The sequence below is a fragment of the Neobacillus sp. K501 genome (genome assembly GCF_053749995.1).
Genome location: NZ_JBSLYA010000004.1, coordinates 194,083 through 210,920, shown reverse-complemented (window position 1 = coordinate 210,920; position 16,838 = coordinate 194,083). Strand labels below are relative to the sequence as shown.

Below are 16,838 nucleotides of genomic sequence, written 5' to 3'. Positions count from 1 at the left end.
TTGTATAGAATTCAGAAAATTCTTGTCAAAAAATGATAGTTAGTAAATAATTAAAAATGTATTTGTCAATGAACTTTATCACTAATTTTACAATTTTATTGATATTTCGATCGGTTTATAAAAATGTAATTTTTATGGTATTTGCTGGATTGAATACAAGTATGTTTTATCACTATTGGTTCAATGAAGGGATTGGATGGACTTTTGAAAGTTAAAAAATTGAAAATACTTGTTGCTTTTGTCCTAGTTTTACAGTTAGTCATATTTTCACCTATGAATGCTCCCAAGATTACTTATGCAGAGAGCAATACATTGAGAGAAGCCTTGATCCATGAATATACCCAGAATACGTGGGCGTATAGTTCTCTAGCTAAAAGTCCGAATGGTGATCTCTACCTTTCGCATATGAAAAATTATAATGAGATTAGTGTTAAGAAGTTAGGAAATGGTAGTTGGAATGAAATCACAAAGGTAACCACGAGTGCAACTGGGGATACAGGGTTTTACGGAGGAGCGGATATTGCTGTTAGTGGTGATAATCTTGTTCATATTGCATTTGCGTATACAAAAGGTGATGGTCTTACTAGCGTAAGAGGAGTAAAATACGGTGTTTATCAAAATAGCAGCTGGTCTTTTCAAACGATAGAGGGACTTACTGATCCATACGGTTGGAAAAACACCAGGAATCAAAAAATTGCCATCGATACCAATGGTAAGGCACATATCGTCTATGAATATAGTGATGCTAATGATCCAAGGAAGTATGAAATTCGTTATGCGACAAATCAATCAGGCACTTGGAGTATTAAGACTCTGGCTAGTGGGGCAAGTGCTATTGATGAAGTGCATGAGCCGCAAATTGAAGTCGATCAAAATAATAGAATTCATATCACCTTTGTGAAAGAAGATAACCAAAATGATTATTATGGAAATCTATACTATATCCATAAAAAAACTAGTGATACTGAGTTTTCTCCTGCTGAAAAAATAGTTGATGCGATCGCAGATCAGAAAGACTATTACTATACTCCATTTATTGTAGATTCATTAGGGAAAGTACATTTTTCCTTTTATGAAGGCAACATTTGGGCAGAAGATTATATGAATGAAACCTTTATCACCTATTATCAAACCAATCAAATGGGAGATTGGAATCGAGAAGTAGTATACAGTGATAAGGGGAAATTCTCATATCCTGTAAAGGTTCAAATAGCTAACTCTAAACCTGTTATCTCAATGTATTCAGAATCGAAGGATTGGCCTCCGTCTGAATTAGGCTTTTTTGCATTAATGAAGGATAAAGGAGTATGGATGAAAGGGACTAAGGTAGTTTCGCCGAGCTTAATTGATCGTACTCCGAGTGAACTTACATATGCGATTGATTCAGTTGGTAATCATGTCTTAGTCATGTTGGATAACGGCTTAAGAAAAATCTCTTATTTAACGGGTTCAAATGAAGACTTTGGTTTAATCACGATGCCGCCGATTTCAAGTAATGCAGATTTGAATGATTTGGTAGTTAGTGCTGGTGGAAGCATGAATCCAGGATTTTCGTCTGGGGTTACTAACTATACTACAAATGTAGGAAATGCAGTCCAATCGATTCAAGTAATGCCATCGGTTGCAGACTCGAATTCAACCTTAAAGATCAATGGTGTAGATGCAAACAGCGGAGTAATGAGCCACCCGATTAGCTTACATGTTGGCGAGAATGTGATTCAGGTAGTAGTGACCGCCCAAGATGGCACACCTAAAACCTATACGTTAACGGTATATAGGGCTCCTTCCAATAATGCTAATTTAGCAAATTTAACGGTAAATGCTGGGTCATTGACTCCCGTTTTTAACCCGTCGGTTAAGAATTATAACGTCCGTGTTCCATTGGGTACGGAACAAATTCAATTTACTCCGACGGTTGCAGATATGAATGCAACAGTGGTCGTGAGTGGTAATTCTCTAGCAAGTGGACAGCAATCGTCTCCAGTTCGACTTAATCCAGGAGTAAACCAAATTCCTGTCATAGTCACTGCTCAGGACGGAACCAGTGCAACGTATACCGTCGCTGTGACGAGAAATCAACCACCAGCTACGACAGACATAACATATACAGTAGATGAAAATGTACAAACTGGTACTTCGGTAGGGTTAGTGCAAGTGAATGATCCCGATCGTGATGCCCTTAACTATACAATTCTTTCAGGAAATACAAACGGTGCCTTCGCTGTGAATCCTACAACTGGTGAAATTAAAGTAGAAAATGGAAGTCTTTTAGACTATGAATCTACCAAATCGTTTTCACTAGCAGTCCAAGTAACGGATGGAATCGATCAGGCAACAGCGAATGTAACAATAAATGTTCGTGATATCAATGATAATCATCCTATTGCACATGGATTTACAAATGCGATTAATGAAAATTCGGCCAATGGAACATTAGTTGGGCAGGTAACTGCGACCGATGTTGATGCCGGTAGCCAGTTTACTTACAATATTACAGCAGGAAATTCAGAAGGTGCGTTTGCGATCGACACTACCAGTGGTGAAATCACAGTAGCCAATTCTAGCAAACTCGACTATGAAATGATAAAACGTTTTCCATTAACGGTACAAGTCAATGATGGTTTGAACACGGCAGATACCTCTGTCATTATCGACCTAAGGAATGAGAATGATAATATCCCAATCTTGAACGATGCGGTTTTTCGAGTGGATGAAAATGCTGCAATTGGAACTGTGGTGGGTGTCATAAGTGGAATGGATGCCGATGGAGACCTACTTCAATATCAAATTATTGGTGGAAACGAAGCAGGTGCTTTCACGATTCATCCAGTAACGGGAGAGATTGTGGTAACGAACAGTAGTTTATTAGATTTTGAGACAATAACAACTTATTCTTTATTGGTGCAGGCTAGTGATGAAATCGGACCAGTTACTCTATCGCCATATGCATTAATCACTTCGTTGTTTGCTAATAGTCCCATAGATTCGGATATTGCAACAATCACAATTAACCTAAATGACCTCAACGATAACCGACCGGTTTCACAAGGATTCTCAGCAACGATGGATGAGAATTCAGCGAACGGTACGACTGTTGGCACTGTTACAGCAACAGATGCTGATGCGGGAAGCCAATTTACCTATAGCATTACAGCAGGTAATTCAGAAGGGGCTTTTGCCATTGATGCTACAAGTGGTGAAGTAACTGTAACAGACTCAAGTAAACTAGATTATGAAACAATTAAAAACTTTACGTTAACGGTACAGGTCAGTGATGGTTCAAATACCGAAGATACAACCGTGTCTGTCGAATTATCGAATCTGAATGACAACCCACCATTAATGGATGATGATGTGTTCAATATCGAGGAAAATGCGACGAATGGAACATTAGTAGGTTCTGTAACTGGAAGCGATGCTGATGGAGATTCTTTATCGTACGGTATTATTTCAGGTAATGAACAGGGTGCTTTCAAGCTGGATTCTACTAGTGGGGAAATCAGTGTAGCCGATGGCAGCAAGCTTGATTTTGAGAAGAAGTCATCCTATGAGTTGAAGGTGCAAGTGAGTGATCGTACAGAAACAGATATTGCAACGATTACGATTCACCTCATTGATCAAAATGACAATCACCCGGTTCCACAAGGATTCACAGCGAATGTTGACGAAAATCTAGTAAACGGAACCGTGATTGGAACCGTAACAGCTACGGATGCGGATGCAGGAAGTCATTTTACTTATAGCCTAACCGCTGGTAACGAACAAGGTGCTTTTGCCATTGATGCAGCAAGTGGAGAAGTAACTGTAGCAGATTCAAGTAAACTAGATTATGAAACGATTAAAAGTTTTACGTTAACGGTGCAAGTGAGTGATGGAACCCATACAGCCACGACAACCGTGAAGATTCATCTCAACAATGTAAATGACAACCTACCAGTTGCAGAATCTGCGACATTGGCCTTAGAAGAGAATTCAGTTAACGGAACGAAGGTGGGGACGGTTATAGCAAGTGATGCCGATGGCGAACCATTAAGCTACCATATCGTTTCAGGAAATGAAGCAGGTGCGTTTGCGATGGATATGGCTACTGGCAAAATTATGGTAGCAGACTCCAGTAAGTTAGATTATGAAAACAATCAAACTTATACATTAACCGTACGGGTAGGCGATGGAAAAAATACGGCAGATGCCAACATCATGGTGAACATAAAAAACGTGAATGACAATACACCAATTGCAGAATCTGCAACCTTTAACATTCAAGAAAATGCGGCAAATGATACGGTTGTCGGCAAGGTAGTGGCAAACGATGCAGACGGAGATCCTTTACGTTATCAGATTTTATCGGGAAATGAAACAGGTGCGTTTACCATCGATGAAGCAACTGGAAAAATTGCGGTAGCCGATGGCAGCAAATTAGATTATGAAGAGATGAAGAGCTTTACACTAACGGTGCAAGTCAGCGATGGTGTGAAAATGACAGATACTTCCGTAATCATTCAAGTAAGCAACGTGAATGACAACACACCAGTTGCAGAATCTGCCAAGTTTACCATTAATGAAAATCTCGAAACGGGAACTGAAGTAGGCTCTGTTTCCGCGAGCGATGCTGATGGAAATCCGTTAGGCTTCAGTATTGTTTCCGGAAATGAAACAGGTGCGTTTACGATTGATGCTACAACTGGAAAAATTACGGTAGCAGACGGTAGTCAATTAGATTATGAAAAGATTAAGAGCTTTCCTCTTACGATTCATGTGAGTGATCAAGCAAACACAACCGATACACAAGTGACGATCGATTTAAATAATCTAAATGACAATACACCGACAGCCGAGACTGGAACGTTTACCATTGATGAAAATAGTGAAAATGGAATGGCAGTTGGAAAAATTAAGGCAAGTGATGCCGATGGAGATTCCCTAAGTTATCGAATCCTTTCCGGCAAAGAAACGGGAGCCTTTAAAATCGATGCAGCTACAGGTAAGCTGACCGTTGCGGAAAAAGGAAAACTAGATTATGAAGCGATTCAAAGCTTTACTTTAACCGTTCAAGTAAGTGATGGAAGTAAAACGACAGATTCCATCGTGACGATTAACGTAAATAACCTGAATGATAACAAACCGGTGGTAAAGGATGCGGTATTTACCATTGATGAAAATACTTCTACTGGAACGGAAGTAGGGACAGTGATTGCAACTGATACCGATGGTGATGCACTTAGTTATCAGGTCGTATCAGGAAATGAAACAGGTGCATTTACGATTGATACGACTACCGGGAAAATTACAGTAGCGGACGGCAGTCAATTGGATTTTGAAAAGGTCAAGAACTTTAAGCTTACGGTCCAAGCAAGTGACCCAGCACATTCCGTGCATTCACAGGTGAAGATTGACTTAAAGAATGTAAATGATAATACACCAGTAGCTGAGGACGCTACATTTAGTGTCGATGAAAAAGCTGCAAATGGAACAGTGATCGGAACGGTAACCGCAAGTGATGCTGATGAAGATGAGATTCAATATTCAATCACAAGTGGAAATGAAAGTGGAGTTTTTGCCGTCAATAAAAAGACGGGAGAAATTACACTAGCAACTGCAGCGCTATTAGATGCAGCAACAAAAGCGTTGCATAACCTTTCGATTGAAGCAAGCGATGGAGAAAAAACGGCTGCATTAACCGTTAATGTCCAAGTCTTGTCCAGTGACGTAACCCTTAGTCAATTATCGAATAGCAAAGGAAAATTAAATCCTGAATTTAAACCAGGAACTACTCAATATAGGATCAATGTGGGGGAAAGTACGGAGTCAATCAAATTCACCCCGAACGTAACCAATTCGAACGCAACTTTGAAAATAAACGGGAAGCATCTGAAGAGTGGAAATGAAAGTGAAGCCGTTTCATTGGATGTTGGGGAAAATATCATTGCGATTGAAGTCACTGCTCAAAATGGACAAAAAGCAACGTATACGATTTTAGTAATGCGTCAAAAAATGTCTGTTACCACGGCCCCTGTCAAGTCTGGGACAACCGTAACAATTACAGACCAACAAGTGAACTTGCTTGATCAGGCAGGAACACTTGTGGTGGAACTAAAGAAAAATCTTGAAGATGTAGAATCCATTCAATTTTCTGCGCAGCAGCTAAAAACTTTAATAGAGCGACAAGCAAAGGTTAAGGTGAAAAAGGATGATGTTGAATTGCTCATCCCAGCAGCTAATTTTACAGCTGGGGAAGACTTGGTGATAAGTCTAGAGCAAGTCGATAGAAATCCGGTGAAGCTTCCGTCAACAGATTTAGCAGCAGGTGCCATCTATGATTTCACGATAAAACTGGGCGGCAAAATCATCAGTCAATTTGACTATGACATTGAATTAGCGTTTCCAGTTGATCATCTAAATGTAGCTCATCCTGAGGAACTGAAGGTTTTCTATTGGAATCCAGACAAAAAGGAATGGGAATTAGTAGGCGGAACGTACGAAAACGGTAAGATTAAAGCGATGACCAACCACTTTAGTACGTATGGTGTCTTCCATCCGAATCAATTGGCGGACTCTCAAGCTAATTTACCGGAAACCGCAACTAATACGTACAACTGGATTTTTACAGGCATCCTAGTTTTACTATTCGGTGGAGCGATGATCCTAGGGCAACGATTACGATTTTTAGATAAAAACTAAAGATTGCTTTCTAGAAGGAAGAAGCTAATAAGTTACTTGAGATGGTTTAACAACAAAAAATTAACAAAATATGTAAAAACCCTTGTCTACTATTGTAGGCAGGGGTTTTGTATGTTTCATTTCGATTTTATTTTATAAGCAGCCGTTGACTGACGAACGATTAACTCTGTTGGGATGAAGATCTTCTTTCGTTTCTGCCCTTTTTTTTCGATAGATGAAACAAGTAAGTTTGCGGCTTCTTCACCTATTGTATATCCTTGCTGCTTTACGCATGTTGGAGGTGTCTTGAAAAAATGAGATAAGGAACTATCGTCAAACATTGTCAGCGATAAATCCTCAGGAATTTGAAGGCCGAGTTCCATGATGGCTTCTAACACTTCGATCCCAGATGTGATCGCGAAAATGGCCGACATGTCAGGATTGTTTCGAATAAAGGCTTGAATCTTCTTTTTCGTGTTTTCTCTTATTTCTTTGTTTCCACCGGATTTTTGTAGATTTAGTAAATAAAGATGATGATCAATCGGAACTTCCTTATCTGTTAAAGCTTTTTCATAACCAATGATTCGATCTTCGATACTTGTCGTTCCTTGATAGGAGGTAGAAATCATCCCGATACGAGAGTGGCCGAGTCCAATAAGATGGCAAATCGCTTCATAGGATCCCTGATGATTATCAGATGAAACACTATTTACTTCTATCCCTCTAAAGTACCGGTCGATAAGTACGACTGGAAAGTCCTTTAGTGTTAATCTTAAAACTTCTTCATTGTACGTTTCACCTTCAACGGGATAAATAATGATGCCTGCAACACCTAATTGACGAACTTCTTTGATGATTTGTTCCTCTGCTTTTTGAGAATCGTGGGTTTGGCAAATAATCATTTTATAACCGTGTTTCGCTAGTGTTGTTTCAATTCCAGCATAAGTGTCTGATGCGAGTTCACTGCTTAAGTGAGGGGTTACAACGGCAATTAATTTTTGGTCCAGATTCGTTTTTGAAGCAGGGATATTATATAAGGTGGGTTCGCCATTAGAATTGGCGGCAATAAAGGAGCCTTTACCTTGAATGCGATAAATGAGTCCTTCTTCCACAAGATCGTCTAACGCTTTTTTTATCGTGATTCTACTAACATTAAATTGTTCTGCCAATTCATTCTCGGATGGTATTTTACTATCCGGTTTCCAGATACCTTGTTGGATATGATCTACTATATAAGTTTGGATTTGTTTATAAAGTGGAATGCGCATACAGGAATGGCCCCTTGTCGATAAGATGTATATTACAAATATACAACTTTAGCTTATTTTTGTAAATGATAGAAAATTTAAATAATTTGTGTTTACAACCTCTTAACAGTCATGATAATATTCAAAATATAAAAACAAACATACAACATATACAACTTAATAAAACTTGTTTGCTTGTATGTTTGTTTCCTCCTAATACCTTTCATCAAGATCTTCATTCTCTTTTTTTTTGCACCTCTAGGAAAGCGATTACAAACTCGGAATCTCATTAAAAAAAAACGGATTGGCATAAAACTAGTAAATGAAATGCCAAAAAGGGGGAGTTGTAAAGTTAACCTCGATTTTGCCTGACTAGTAACTTTCAACGTAAATTCGTGAAAAGGGGAGAGTAGTATGTTGAAACAATCATTGGTTAAAAGGATGTTTACAGGGGTTATGACATCGATGCTTGTCTTCACGGCTGCAGCTTGTAGCAACGATACAGCCTCGAATGAGAAAAAATCAAATGATAAAAATACGATAGAAGTGGCGTACAGAGACTTTGGATCCGCAAATGTCGGACTCAAAGAATGGTTAGATGGAGTGAAGGCAGAGCTAGAGGAACAAAATCCTGATGCAAAGGTTAAATTTCTTCCGATTCAAGCTTCCGAGGGCGATTTTTTCGCAAAACTGGCTTTAATGGTGAAATCAGGTGAAACCGCTCCAGATGTTGTCACAGAGGATACATTTATGATAAATTCCGATGCCTTAGCTAAAAATATCGAACCACTCGATTCCTACATTGATGGCTGGGATGATTGGAACAACTTTAATGAGACGGTTAAACAAGGGGTAAAAGCTGCTGATGGCAAGATCTATGGTGTTCCATACAGCACAGATACACGCGGGCTTTGGTACAATACCAATCTATTTGAAAAAGCAGGTCTGCCAGTCCCTTGGGAACCTAAAAGCTGGGAAGATGTTTTAGATGCAGCCAAAACTTTAAAAGAAAAAGTGCCGGATGTCGTACCGTTCTGGGCTAACTCTGGTAAAGCAACGGGTGAAGCTACATCGATGCAAACTTTTGAAATGCTTCTCTATGGAACGGAAGATGAGTTATATGATTTTGATAGTGAAAAATGGATTGTCAAAAGCAAAGGTTTCTTAGACTCATTGAAATTCATCGATGAAATTTATTCGAATAAACTTGGACCGGAATTGTCTCAAGTATTAACAGGAAAAGCAGGAGATATCGTTCAAACAGAATTAATGCCGAAAGAAAAAGTAGGGATTGTTTTAAATGGGAACTGGGTTCCTGGAGTATGGCGAGAGGATGGTCCGACGCCTTGGGCAGAAGGAACAGAAATTTATCAACTGACAGCAATGCCGACTCAAAAAGGACAGGATCCAGGCTATACTTCGATGTCAGGTGGCTGGGCACTTTCGATTCCGGCTAAATCTGATAATAAAGATCTCGCCTTTGAATTTATTAAGCTAGCAACAAACGAGAAACATAACAAAACGTATGTTTTAAAACAAGGTGATTTAACACCGCGTATCGATGTTGCCAAGGATGAAGAAGTCAACAATGCACCTGGCAGTGTATCAGAAAAGGCAGCGCAATTCATTGATTATACACACTTTAGACCAGGTGTTGATAAGTATCCTGCGGTTTCTACAAAAATTCAAGCAATGGTAGAGGCGGTTGTCACTGGAAGCTTAACACCTGAAAAGGCGATGGAACAATACGCAAATGAAGTTACCCGTATTGTTGGTAAAGATAATGTCGTTGAAAAGGAATAATATTCCCTTGAGATGGATTAGTAAATGATGCGTGATTGCCTCTTCTCAAGGAGGCAATCACATTTACTATTAGAGGAGAAGGAGTATGCTATGAATGTTGAAGCGCCAAAATCAGATCAGGAGTTTGGAAAGTTGAGCTTTTGGGGATTAGGGAAAAAGCGAAACAATACCTCTTTAAGGTCTTTTCTGTTCCTGCTTCCTACTTTGCTATTGCTATCTATTTTCGTTGTGGGACCCATTTTGTTAACCTTCTATTTTGCCTTTACAAATATGTCACTAACAGGGGCTGCTGCTCAAAATATTGAGTTTGTTGGCTTTCAAAACTTCGTTTTCATGTTTGAGGATCCTAATTTCCGCTTAAGTGTTTTAAAAACAATTGTATTCTTAATTTTCTCTGCTGTGGTTGGACAGCAAGTGCTTGGATTTATCATTGCCCTCTTAATGAGAGAGCGGAACCGTACGTTTAGGCGTGTCATCGGAATTATCGTTCTTGCGGGCTGGGTAACACCAGAAATCGTTGTAGCTTTTGCGTTTTTTGCCTTTTTAAATGATCAAGGTACTTTAAATGCTCTAATTGGATTTATCGGATTGGAACCCATTACATGGTTGTATACCTTCCCGATGGTCAGTGTGATTATCGCAAATGTTTGGCACGGTACCGCCTTTTCGATGCTGGTGTTTCAATCAGCCCTTGATAATGTTCCGAAATCAGTGGAGGAGGCAGCAGTTATTGACGGTGCTTCAGGATGGCAGCGTTTATGGAGAATAACCCTTCCGATGATTAAAGGTCAAATTGTGACCAATATGATTCTTGTAACTTTGCAAACTTTAGGAGTGTTTACCTTAATTTATGCCCTCACAGGCGGCGGTCCTGGGATGGATACTCAAACACTGCCTATTTATATGTATAATCAAGCCTTTATTAACTACCAGCTAGGTTATGGAACAGCCATTTCACTTGTAATGCTTTTGATTGGTGTTGTTGCCAGCATGCTGTATATACGCGCCTTGAAAGTAAAAATTTAGAGGAGGGAAAAAGGATGCAGCAGAAATGGAAAATGAGTCGATATCGATCAGAGAAAATCGTCCCTTATGTTGTTCTTAGTATCATCGGTATTCTATTTTTATTGCCTTTGCTTTGGGTTGTTTTAGCCTCCTTTGACCCTCATGCCAAGGTCTCATTGCAAATACCGGAAAAGGCCACATTTGAAAATTTTTCGGCCATTTTATCGGATCAGGCCAACCAGCGTGCCTTTTTAATCGGTTTGTTATTGTCCCTTGGTCAGGCAACACTTGCTGTCGTAGTAGCTTCCTTGGCAGCTTATCCATTATCTAGGTATCAATTAAAATATAAAAAACCATTTTTATATACGATTTTATTTATGACGGCCTTACCGATTACGGCGGTGATGGTTCCTGTTTATCAGCTATTTATTATCTTCAATCTCCAGGATTCATTATTTGGGACGATGTTGTTTTTATCCGCTTCTGCTCTGCCATATGCGATCTGGATGATGAAAAATTATATGGATGCTGTACCTTTGGAATTAGAAGAATCAGCGTGGGTTGATGGGGCCTCGGTCTTTAAAGGGGTGCGGGCTATTGTCGCACCACTGATGCTTCCGGGTCTTTGCACAGTTGGTATTTTCACGTTTACTGGCAGCTGGGGAAATTTCTTTGTTCCTTATATTTTAATTCAAACACCTGAAAAGCTCCCTGCCTCTGTTACGATTTATCAGTTTTTTGGGTCTTATGGAATGGTAGAGTATGGAAAGCTTGCTGCTTTTTCACTGATTTATACGATTCCGCCGGTTATTCTTTATATCCTCAGTCAAAGGTTTATGTCAGAAGGTTTTAGTCTTGGTGGGGCATCGAAAGGTTGATACCCATCATTCATAACAGGGAGGGTTTTTTATGTTTTGGACAGAAGAGAAGCTTGAGGCTCGAATCAAGGAGTTAGATCAATACCGTTATCGTGAGGCAATACAAATTTCTTCCTTCCGCTTTTTAATTGATGAACCGGGTGAGATTGGAACGCGGCCTCCAAAGGCGGCAGAGTGGAATACGATTCAAACGGGGGATTATTGGAAGGGACGCGATGTTTATGCTTGGCTGCAAACAGAGGTCCATGTACCGGAAGAGTGGAATAATCAAGAAATTGTCGGTCGGTTTGATTTTGGGAAAACCGGCGATGGCAACAATTCTGGATTTGAATCATTGCTTTATGTTGGTGACACACCGTACCAAGGAGTGGATTCCAATCATATTGAGGTGTTTTTTCCAAAAGAAACAGCTGGAACTAAGCTCTCATTAACCTTCCGACTATGGTCTGGACTTGAAGGCGGAGGAATTCCGACACCCCAGGAACATAAAATTAAATTAGCTGAACTCACGGTGTTGGATAAAATGGCGGATGATTTGTTTTTTACCGGAAAGGCCATTCTAGGTACCGTGGAGATTTTTGAACAGAATCGCCCTGAACGGCAAATGCTATTAAGTAGCTTGGATCGTGCCTTTCGTCTAGTAGACTGGTCCAAGCCAGGTTCTGACCCATTCTATCAATCAATCTCTCAAGCGCAAGATTTTTTACAAACGGAATTAAAACAGATGGAGAAACATCATCCGGTGACCGTTCGCTGTATTGGACATACGCATATCGATGTTGCCTGGCTATGGCGCTTGAAGCATACACGTGAAAAAGCGGCACGTTCCTTTTCTACTGTACTGCGGTTAATGGAAAAGTATCCAGACTACATATTCCTGCAAACCCAACCTCAATTATATGACTATATTAAAACGGATTATCCGGAAATTTATGAACAAATTAAAAAGCGTGTGGCGGAAGGCCGCTGGGAAGCAGATGGAGGGATGTGGCTCGAGGCCGATTGTAACGTGACCTCTGGTGAGTCGCTTGTTCGCCAGCTATTGCTGGGAACGAAATTCCTCCGTGAAGAGTTTGGAGTGGAGTGTAAATATTTATGGCTTCCGGATGTATTTGGCTATAGCTGGGCCCTGCCGCAAATTCTTAAAAAGTCAGGTATTGATACGTTTATGACAACGAAAATCAGCTGGAACCAATTTAATCGTATGCCACATGATACGTTTAAATGGAGAGGTGTGGATGGAACAGAAGTGCTGACCCATTTTATTACTACTCCTGAGCCTAATCGAGATTGGTGGTTCTATACCTACAACGGACAAATCCGGCCTGATACGGTTCAGGGGATTTGGGATAACTACCAAGATAAGGCTATTAATCAGGAGCTGCTCCTTTCGTATGGCTATGGAGATGGCGGTGGCGGTGTGAATCGTGAAATGCTGGAGATGCGCCGTCGGTTAAATGATTTACCGGGACTACCGAAAGTGGAAACCGGTAGAGCGGATGAATTTTTCAAAAGGCTTCATCAGCGGGTAATTGAGACGGATCAATATGTACACACATGGGATGGGGAATTGTATCTTGAGTACCATCGAGGGACATATACAAGCCAAGCTTATAACAAGCGGATGAATCGCCGTCTGGAGCTTTTGTATCGTGAAACCGAATGGCTCAATGTGATGGCTAGTGTGCTTGAAAGGCAATGGAATCAATATCCACAGAATGAATTGAATCAAGGCTGGAAAATTATTTTGCGCAATCAATTTCATGATATTATCCCAGGTTCGTCTATTCGAGAAGTCTATGAAGATAGTAGGCTGGAATATCAGGAGGCAGAGAAACTGGGGCAAGATTCTTGGAGTCTCGCGGCTAAGACCATCGTACAGGAGTACTCAGAGAACACCTTTACTGTGTTCAATTCTGCCCCTTGGAAACGAACAGACCTAATCGAGATTCCCGTTAAAGAAGGGCAAGGGATTTGGGAGAATGCAAAGGGAGAAGAACTACAAGCAGTTAAGCTGGGACAAAACTGGTTAATAGAAGTTAAAGATATCCCAGCAATGGGCTTTAGTACAATTCTGTTTAAAGCCACTTCATCTACTCAAGCTAAGATAGCTAACTTTGATCTGCAGCCATCAGGAATCACCACACCATTTTATAAGCTTCAATGGAATGAAGCAGGTCAGCTTGTATCCATTTACGATCGGAAGGCAAAGCGGGAGGTTTTGGCTGAGGGACAAAAGGGGAATGTTTTACAAGTTTTTGAGGATAAACCAATGCGTTTCGATGCTTGGGATATTGATCTATACTATCAACAAAAAATGCGTGAGATTACCGATATACAATCAGTAAATGTGGTAGAGGTTACATCTTTACGGGCGATTATCCGTTTCGAATGGAAGTACATGGATTCTTCAATCCAACAGGAACTGATTGTCTATTCGGATAGTCGAAGAATTGATTTTAATACATCAGCGGATTGGCATGAACAGAACCAATTGTTAAAAGCAGCCTTTCCGGTAGCGGTGCGGTCAACGGAAGCAACCTATGATATCCAGTATGGAAACGTAAAGAGACCAACGCATTGGAATACGAGCTGGGATTACGCGCGATTTGAGACGGTTGCGCATCAATGGGCAGACTTGTCTGAAAGAGGATATGGTGTCAGCCTGTTGAACAACTGTAAATATGGTTACGATATTAAAGATCATGTGATCAGGTTATCGTTAATTAAATGTTCCGTTTATCCAGATTACCTGCAGGACCAAGGACACCATGAGTTTACTTATTCTTTACTTCCGCATGAAGATGATTGGGTAAAGGGCAATACGGTTCAAGAGGGATGGAAGCTAAATAATCCTCTTACCTTTGCTAATGGAGCTGCTCATCAATCGGAGTTTTCCCTTTTCAACACAAATGTTGATCATGTCTTGATTGATGCGGTAAAAAAGGCAGAAGATGATTATAATATCGTTTTACGTGTCCATGAATTCACAGGAAGCCGTGGGAATATTGAGATCAATAGCGGGCTCAAAGTTACTTCATGGCAGGAAGCTAATTTGTTGGAACAAGGTTTTGGAGAAGTAATTAAGGATGATAAGATTACTTGTGAAATAAAACCATATGAAATCAAAAGCTTCTTGATAAAACTAGCACAGGATTAATGTATTAGGGTTTCTACCAACAGCTAATAAAACACGCGGAGGAATTTTGCAGCATGGAAATGAATGTATTGAACAATTATGAAGAAATGTCAAAAGCCACAGCAGAATTCATCATCGATTATGTGGATAAGAAACCAGACAGCTTGATGTGCCTAGCAGGTGGTGATACACCTTTAAGAACCTTTGACTATTTAGTAGAAGCTGAAAAAAACGGTCGGGTGAATTTTAGTCAATGTAAATTTGTGAGTTTGGATGAATGGGTTGGTCTTGGGAAAAGCGTGAAGGGTAGCTGCCAAGAAACACTTTATCATAAATTTTATGACCAGATTTCTATTTCTCCTGAACAAATATGTTTCTTTAATGGTCTGGCAGAGGATTTTGAGGCAGAGTGCAAACGGATGGATCACTTTATTTTTACTAATGGTAATATCGATCTCATCTTATTAGGGATTGGATTAAATGGACATCTTGGCTTTAATGAGCCAAACGTGAACCCGAAGTTATACAGCCATGTCGTTGAACTGGATTCGATAACAAAAGAGGTTTCGTCGAAGTATTTTGAGGAAGAAGTAGAGGTAAAGCAAGGCATTTCCCTTGGTTTGCAGCACATTATGGAATCAGAAACCGTTGTATTAATGGCGAATGGAGCAAAAAAAGCCGAGATTATAAAGGAGACCGTGGAAGGTGAAAAAACGATAAAAGTTCCTTCTAGTCTCTTGCAGGATCTTTCGAATGTGAACATTTTCCTTGATAAAGAAGCCGCAAGCCTCCTAGTTTAATCAAACTATGAAAACAGCCAACTCTATTGAGATGGCTGTTTTCATTTAAAGGGATGGGCCGATAGCACCATTTATTAGAATATTTCAAAAAATTATATTTTAAATATTGTATTCTATTTAACTTCTATTTTATAATGAAAACGTATTCATTGTTAAACCGGTTTTGTTATATTTAGGAAATAAAGTTGGTATTTCAACGAATTATTAGATAATGTGTAAAAAAAGTGTAAATTTTTTTAATTTACTGTTAAACCGGTTTAATGAAATAGAGAGTAAGGTGATAATGATGGTAACAATTGCTGATGTTGCAAAACGAGCAGGGGTTTCAAAAGGGACCGTTTCAAGCGTGTTTAGTAAAAAAAGACCGATAAGTGCCGAGGTAACAGAACGGGTGTTAAATGTAGCAAAGGAATTAAACTATGTTCCTAATCATGCAGCAAGAAGTCTAGCAACTAAGAAAAATATGATTATTGGGCTGAAAATGCCGACATTGGATACCGAACTAAGCAGTTTCGATTTAAAGGTTATTAATGGGGTAGTCAAAAAGTGTACAGAAAGTGGATATCGAGTCCTTTTAGATAGAGTTTATGAAAGTGAGGACACGACTATTTTTTCTAGGGATCCAGTCGATGGAGTCATCTTATTGAATCCTAAAGATGAAGACCCAAGAATTGCTCAGTATAAACAATTAAACCTACCGTATGTTCTGATTGGCAGACCTGATAAAGAGGATGATGAAACAAAATTTGTGGATAACAACAATATTGAGATTGTGAAAGAGGCAGGAGAGTTTCTAATCGGAAATGGTCATCATGATATTCTTTTTCTCAATGCTTCCTACGGCATGACGGTAGCGGAAGATCGAAAAGAAGGATTAAAACGAGCATTTGAAAATTTTGGTTTGCCTTTTAACGAAGAAAACGTCATTTATAACGACCAGGAAAAATATAAAAATGCTTCTGATTATGGCTATTATAGTTTGCTAGAAACGATTAACGAAAAAAAATATACAGCGATCATTGCTGATACGGATCGTGTTGCACTTGGAGTCCTCCGGGCCGCAAGAGAACTAGGAATGGATATACCAAATGACCTTTCGCTGATGGCATTAAGTAATAGTGAAACGCTCGCCTTAGAGACAACTCCGAAACTGACGAGTATTGAATTGTTTCCGGAAAAACTCGGGGAGGAAGCGGCCGAAGTGTTAATCAATGTATTGAAGGAACAATTGGCTCCAAGACAAAAAATGATTCCTGCTAAACTCGTTATTCGAGATTCATGCAAAAACATCATGATGAGTAAAAGTTAA

General features: G+C 39.7%; 8 protein-coding genes. 7 read left to right on the top strand and 1 reads right to left on the bottom strand.

The genetic code is table 11. From position 1 onward, the window contains the following. The first annotated feature begins 204 nt into the window (after window positions 1–204). Window positions 205–6,678 carry a cadherin domain-containing protein gene (locus ACWM35_RS11690; protein ID WP_454818539.1) on the top strand — a complete coding sequence of 2,158 codons (6,474 nt, stop codon included), beginning with the start codon at window positions 205–207 and terminating at the stop codon, window positions 6,676–6,678. A gap of 116 nt (window positions 6,679–6,794) precedes the next feature. On the opposite strand, the gene ACWM35_RS11685 is transcribed toward ACWM35_RS11690, so the two are convergent. Continuing rightward, a complete protein-coding gene (locus ACWM35_RS11685; RefSeq protein ID WP_454818537.1) occupies window positions 6,795–7,925 on the bottom strand; it encodes a GntR family transcriptional regulator in 1,131 nt (376 codons plus the stop codon). Window positions 7,926–8,318: 393 nt separating this feature from the next. Between ACWM35_RS11685 and ACWM35_RS11680 the strand changes: the two genes are divergently transcribed. The 6 genes from ACWM35_RS11680 (at window position 8,319) to ACWM35_RS11655 (ending at window position 16,838) form a co-directional block, all read left to right on the top strand. Beyond that, the gene (locus ACWM35_RS11680; RefSeq protein WP_454818535.1) at window positions 8,319–9,707 is read left to right on the top strand and encodes an extracellular solute-binding protein; all 1,389 of its coding nucleotides are present in this window, start codon (window positions 8,319–8,321) and stop codon (window positions 9,705–9,707) included. Between the two features lie 90 nt (window positions 9,708–9,797). Continuing rightward, window positions 9,798–10,733, top strand: coding sequence for a carbohydrate ABC transporter permease (locus ACWM35_RS11675; RefSeq protein ID WP_454818533.1), 936 nt, complete (start codon window positions 9,798–9,800; stop codon window positions 10,731–10,733). Between the two features lie 32 nt (window positions 10,734–10,765). Beyond that, on the top strand, window positions 10,766–11,590 hold the full coding sequence (locus ACWM35_RS11670) for a carbohydrate ABC transporter permease (protein ID WP_454818941.1): 825 nt from the start codon (window positions 10,766–10,768) through the stop codon (window positions 11,588–11,590). A 31-nt stretch (window positions 11,591–11,621) separates the two neighbouring features. Beyond that, window positions 11,622–14,750: an alpha-mannosidase gene (locus ACWM35_RS11665; protein WP_454818531.1), complete on the top strand. Its 3,129-nt coding sequence runs from the start codon at window positions 11,622–11,624 to the stop codon at window positions 14,748–14,750. Window positions 14,751–14,803: 53 nt separating this feature from the next. Then, a complete protein-coding gene (locus tag ACWM35_RS11660) occupies window positions 14,804–15,529 on the top strand; it encodes a glucosamine-6-phosphate deaminase (RefSeq protein ID WP_454818529.1) in 726 nt (241 codons plus the stop codon). Between the two features lie 286 nt (window positions 15,530–15,815). Continuing rightward, on the top strand, window positions 15,816–16,838 hold the full coding sequence (locus tag ACWM35_RS11655; protein WP_454818527.1) for a LacI family DNA-binding transcriptional regulator: 1,023 nt from the start codon (window positions 15,816–15,818) through the stop codon (window positions 16,836–16,838).

What these genes read in the sequence shown, in the direction of transcription:
- ACWM35_RS11685 (WP_454818537.1), bottom strand. Translation starts at nt 7,925, where the DNA reads ATGCGCATTCCACTTTATAAACAAATCCAAACTTATATAGTAGATCAT.
- ACWM35_RS11680 (WP_454818535.1), top strand. Translation starts at nt 8,319, where the DNA reads ATGTTGAAACAATCATTGGTTAAAAGGATGTTTACAGGGGTTATGACA.
- ACWM35_RS11675 (WP_454818533.1), top strand. Translation starts at nt 9,798, where the DNA reads ATGAATGTTGAAGCGCCAAAATCAGATCAGGAGTTTGGAAAGTTGAGC.
- ACWM35_RS11670 (WP_454818941.1), top strand. Translation starts at nt 10,766, where the DNA reads ATGAGTCGATATCGATCAGAGAAAATCGTCCCTTATGTTGTTCTTAGT.
- ACWM35_RS11665 (WP_454818531.1), top strand. Translation starts at nt 11,622, where the DNA reads ATGTTTTGGACAGAAGAGAAGCTTGAGGCTCGAATCAAGGAGTTAGAT.
- ACWM35_RS11660 (WP_454818529.1), top strand. Translation starts at nt 14,804, where the DNA reads ATGGAAATGAATGTATTGAACAATTATGAAGAAATGTCAAAAGCCACA.
- ACWM35_RS11655 (WP_454818527.1), top strand. Translation starts at nt 15,816, where the DNA reads ATGGTAACAATTGCTGATGTTGCAAAACGAGCAGGGGTTTCAAAAGGG.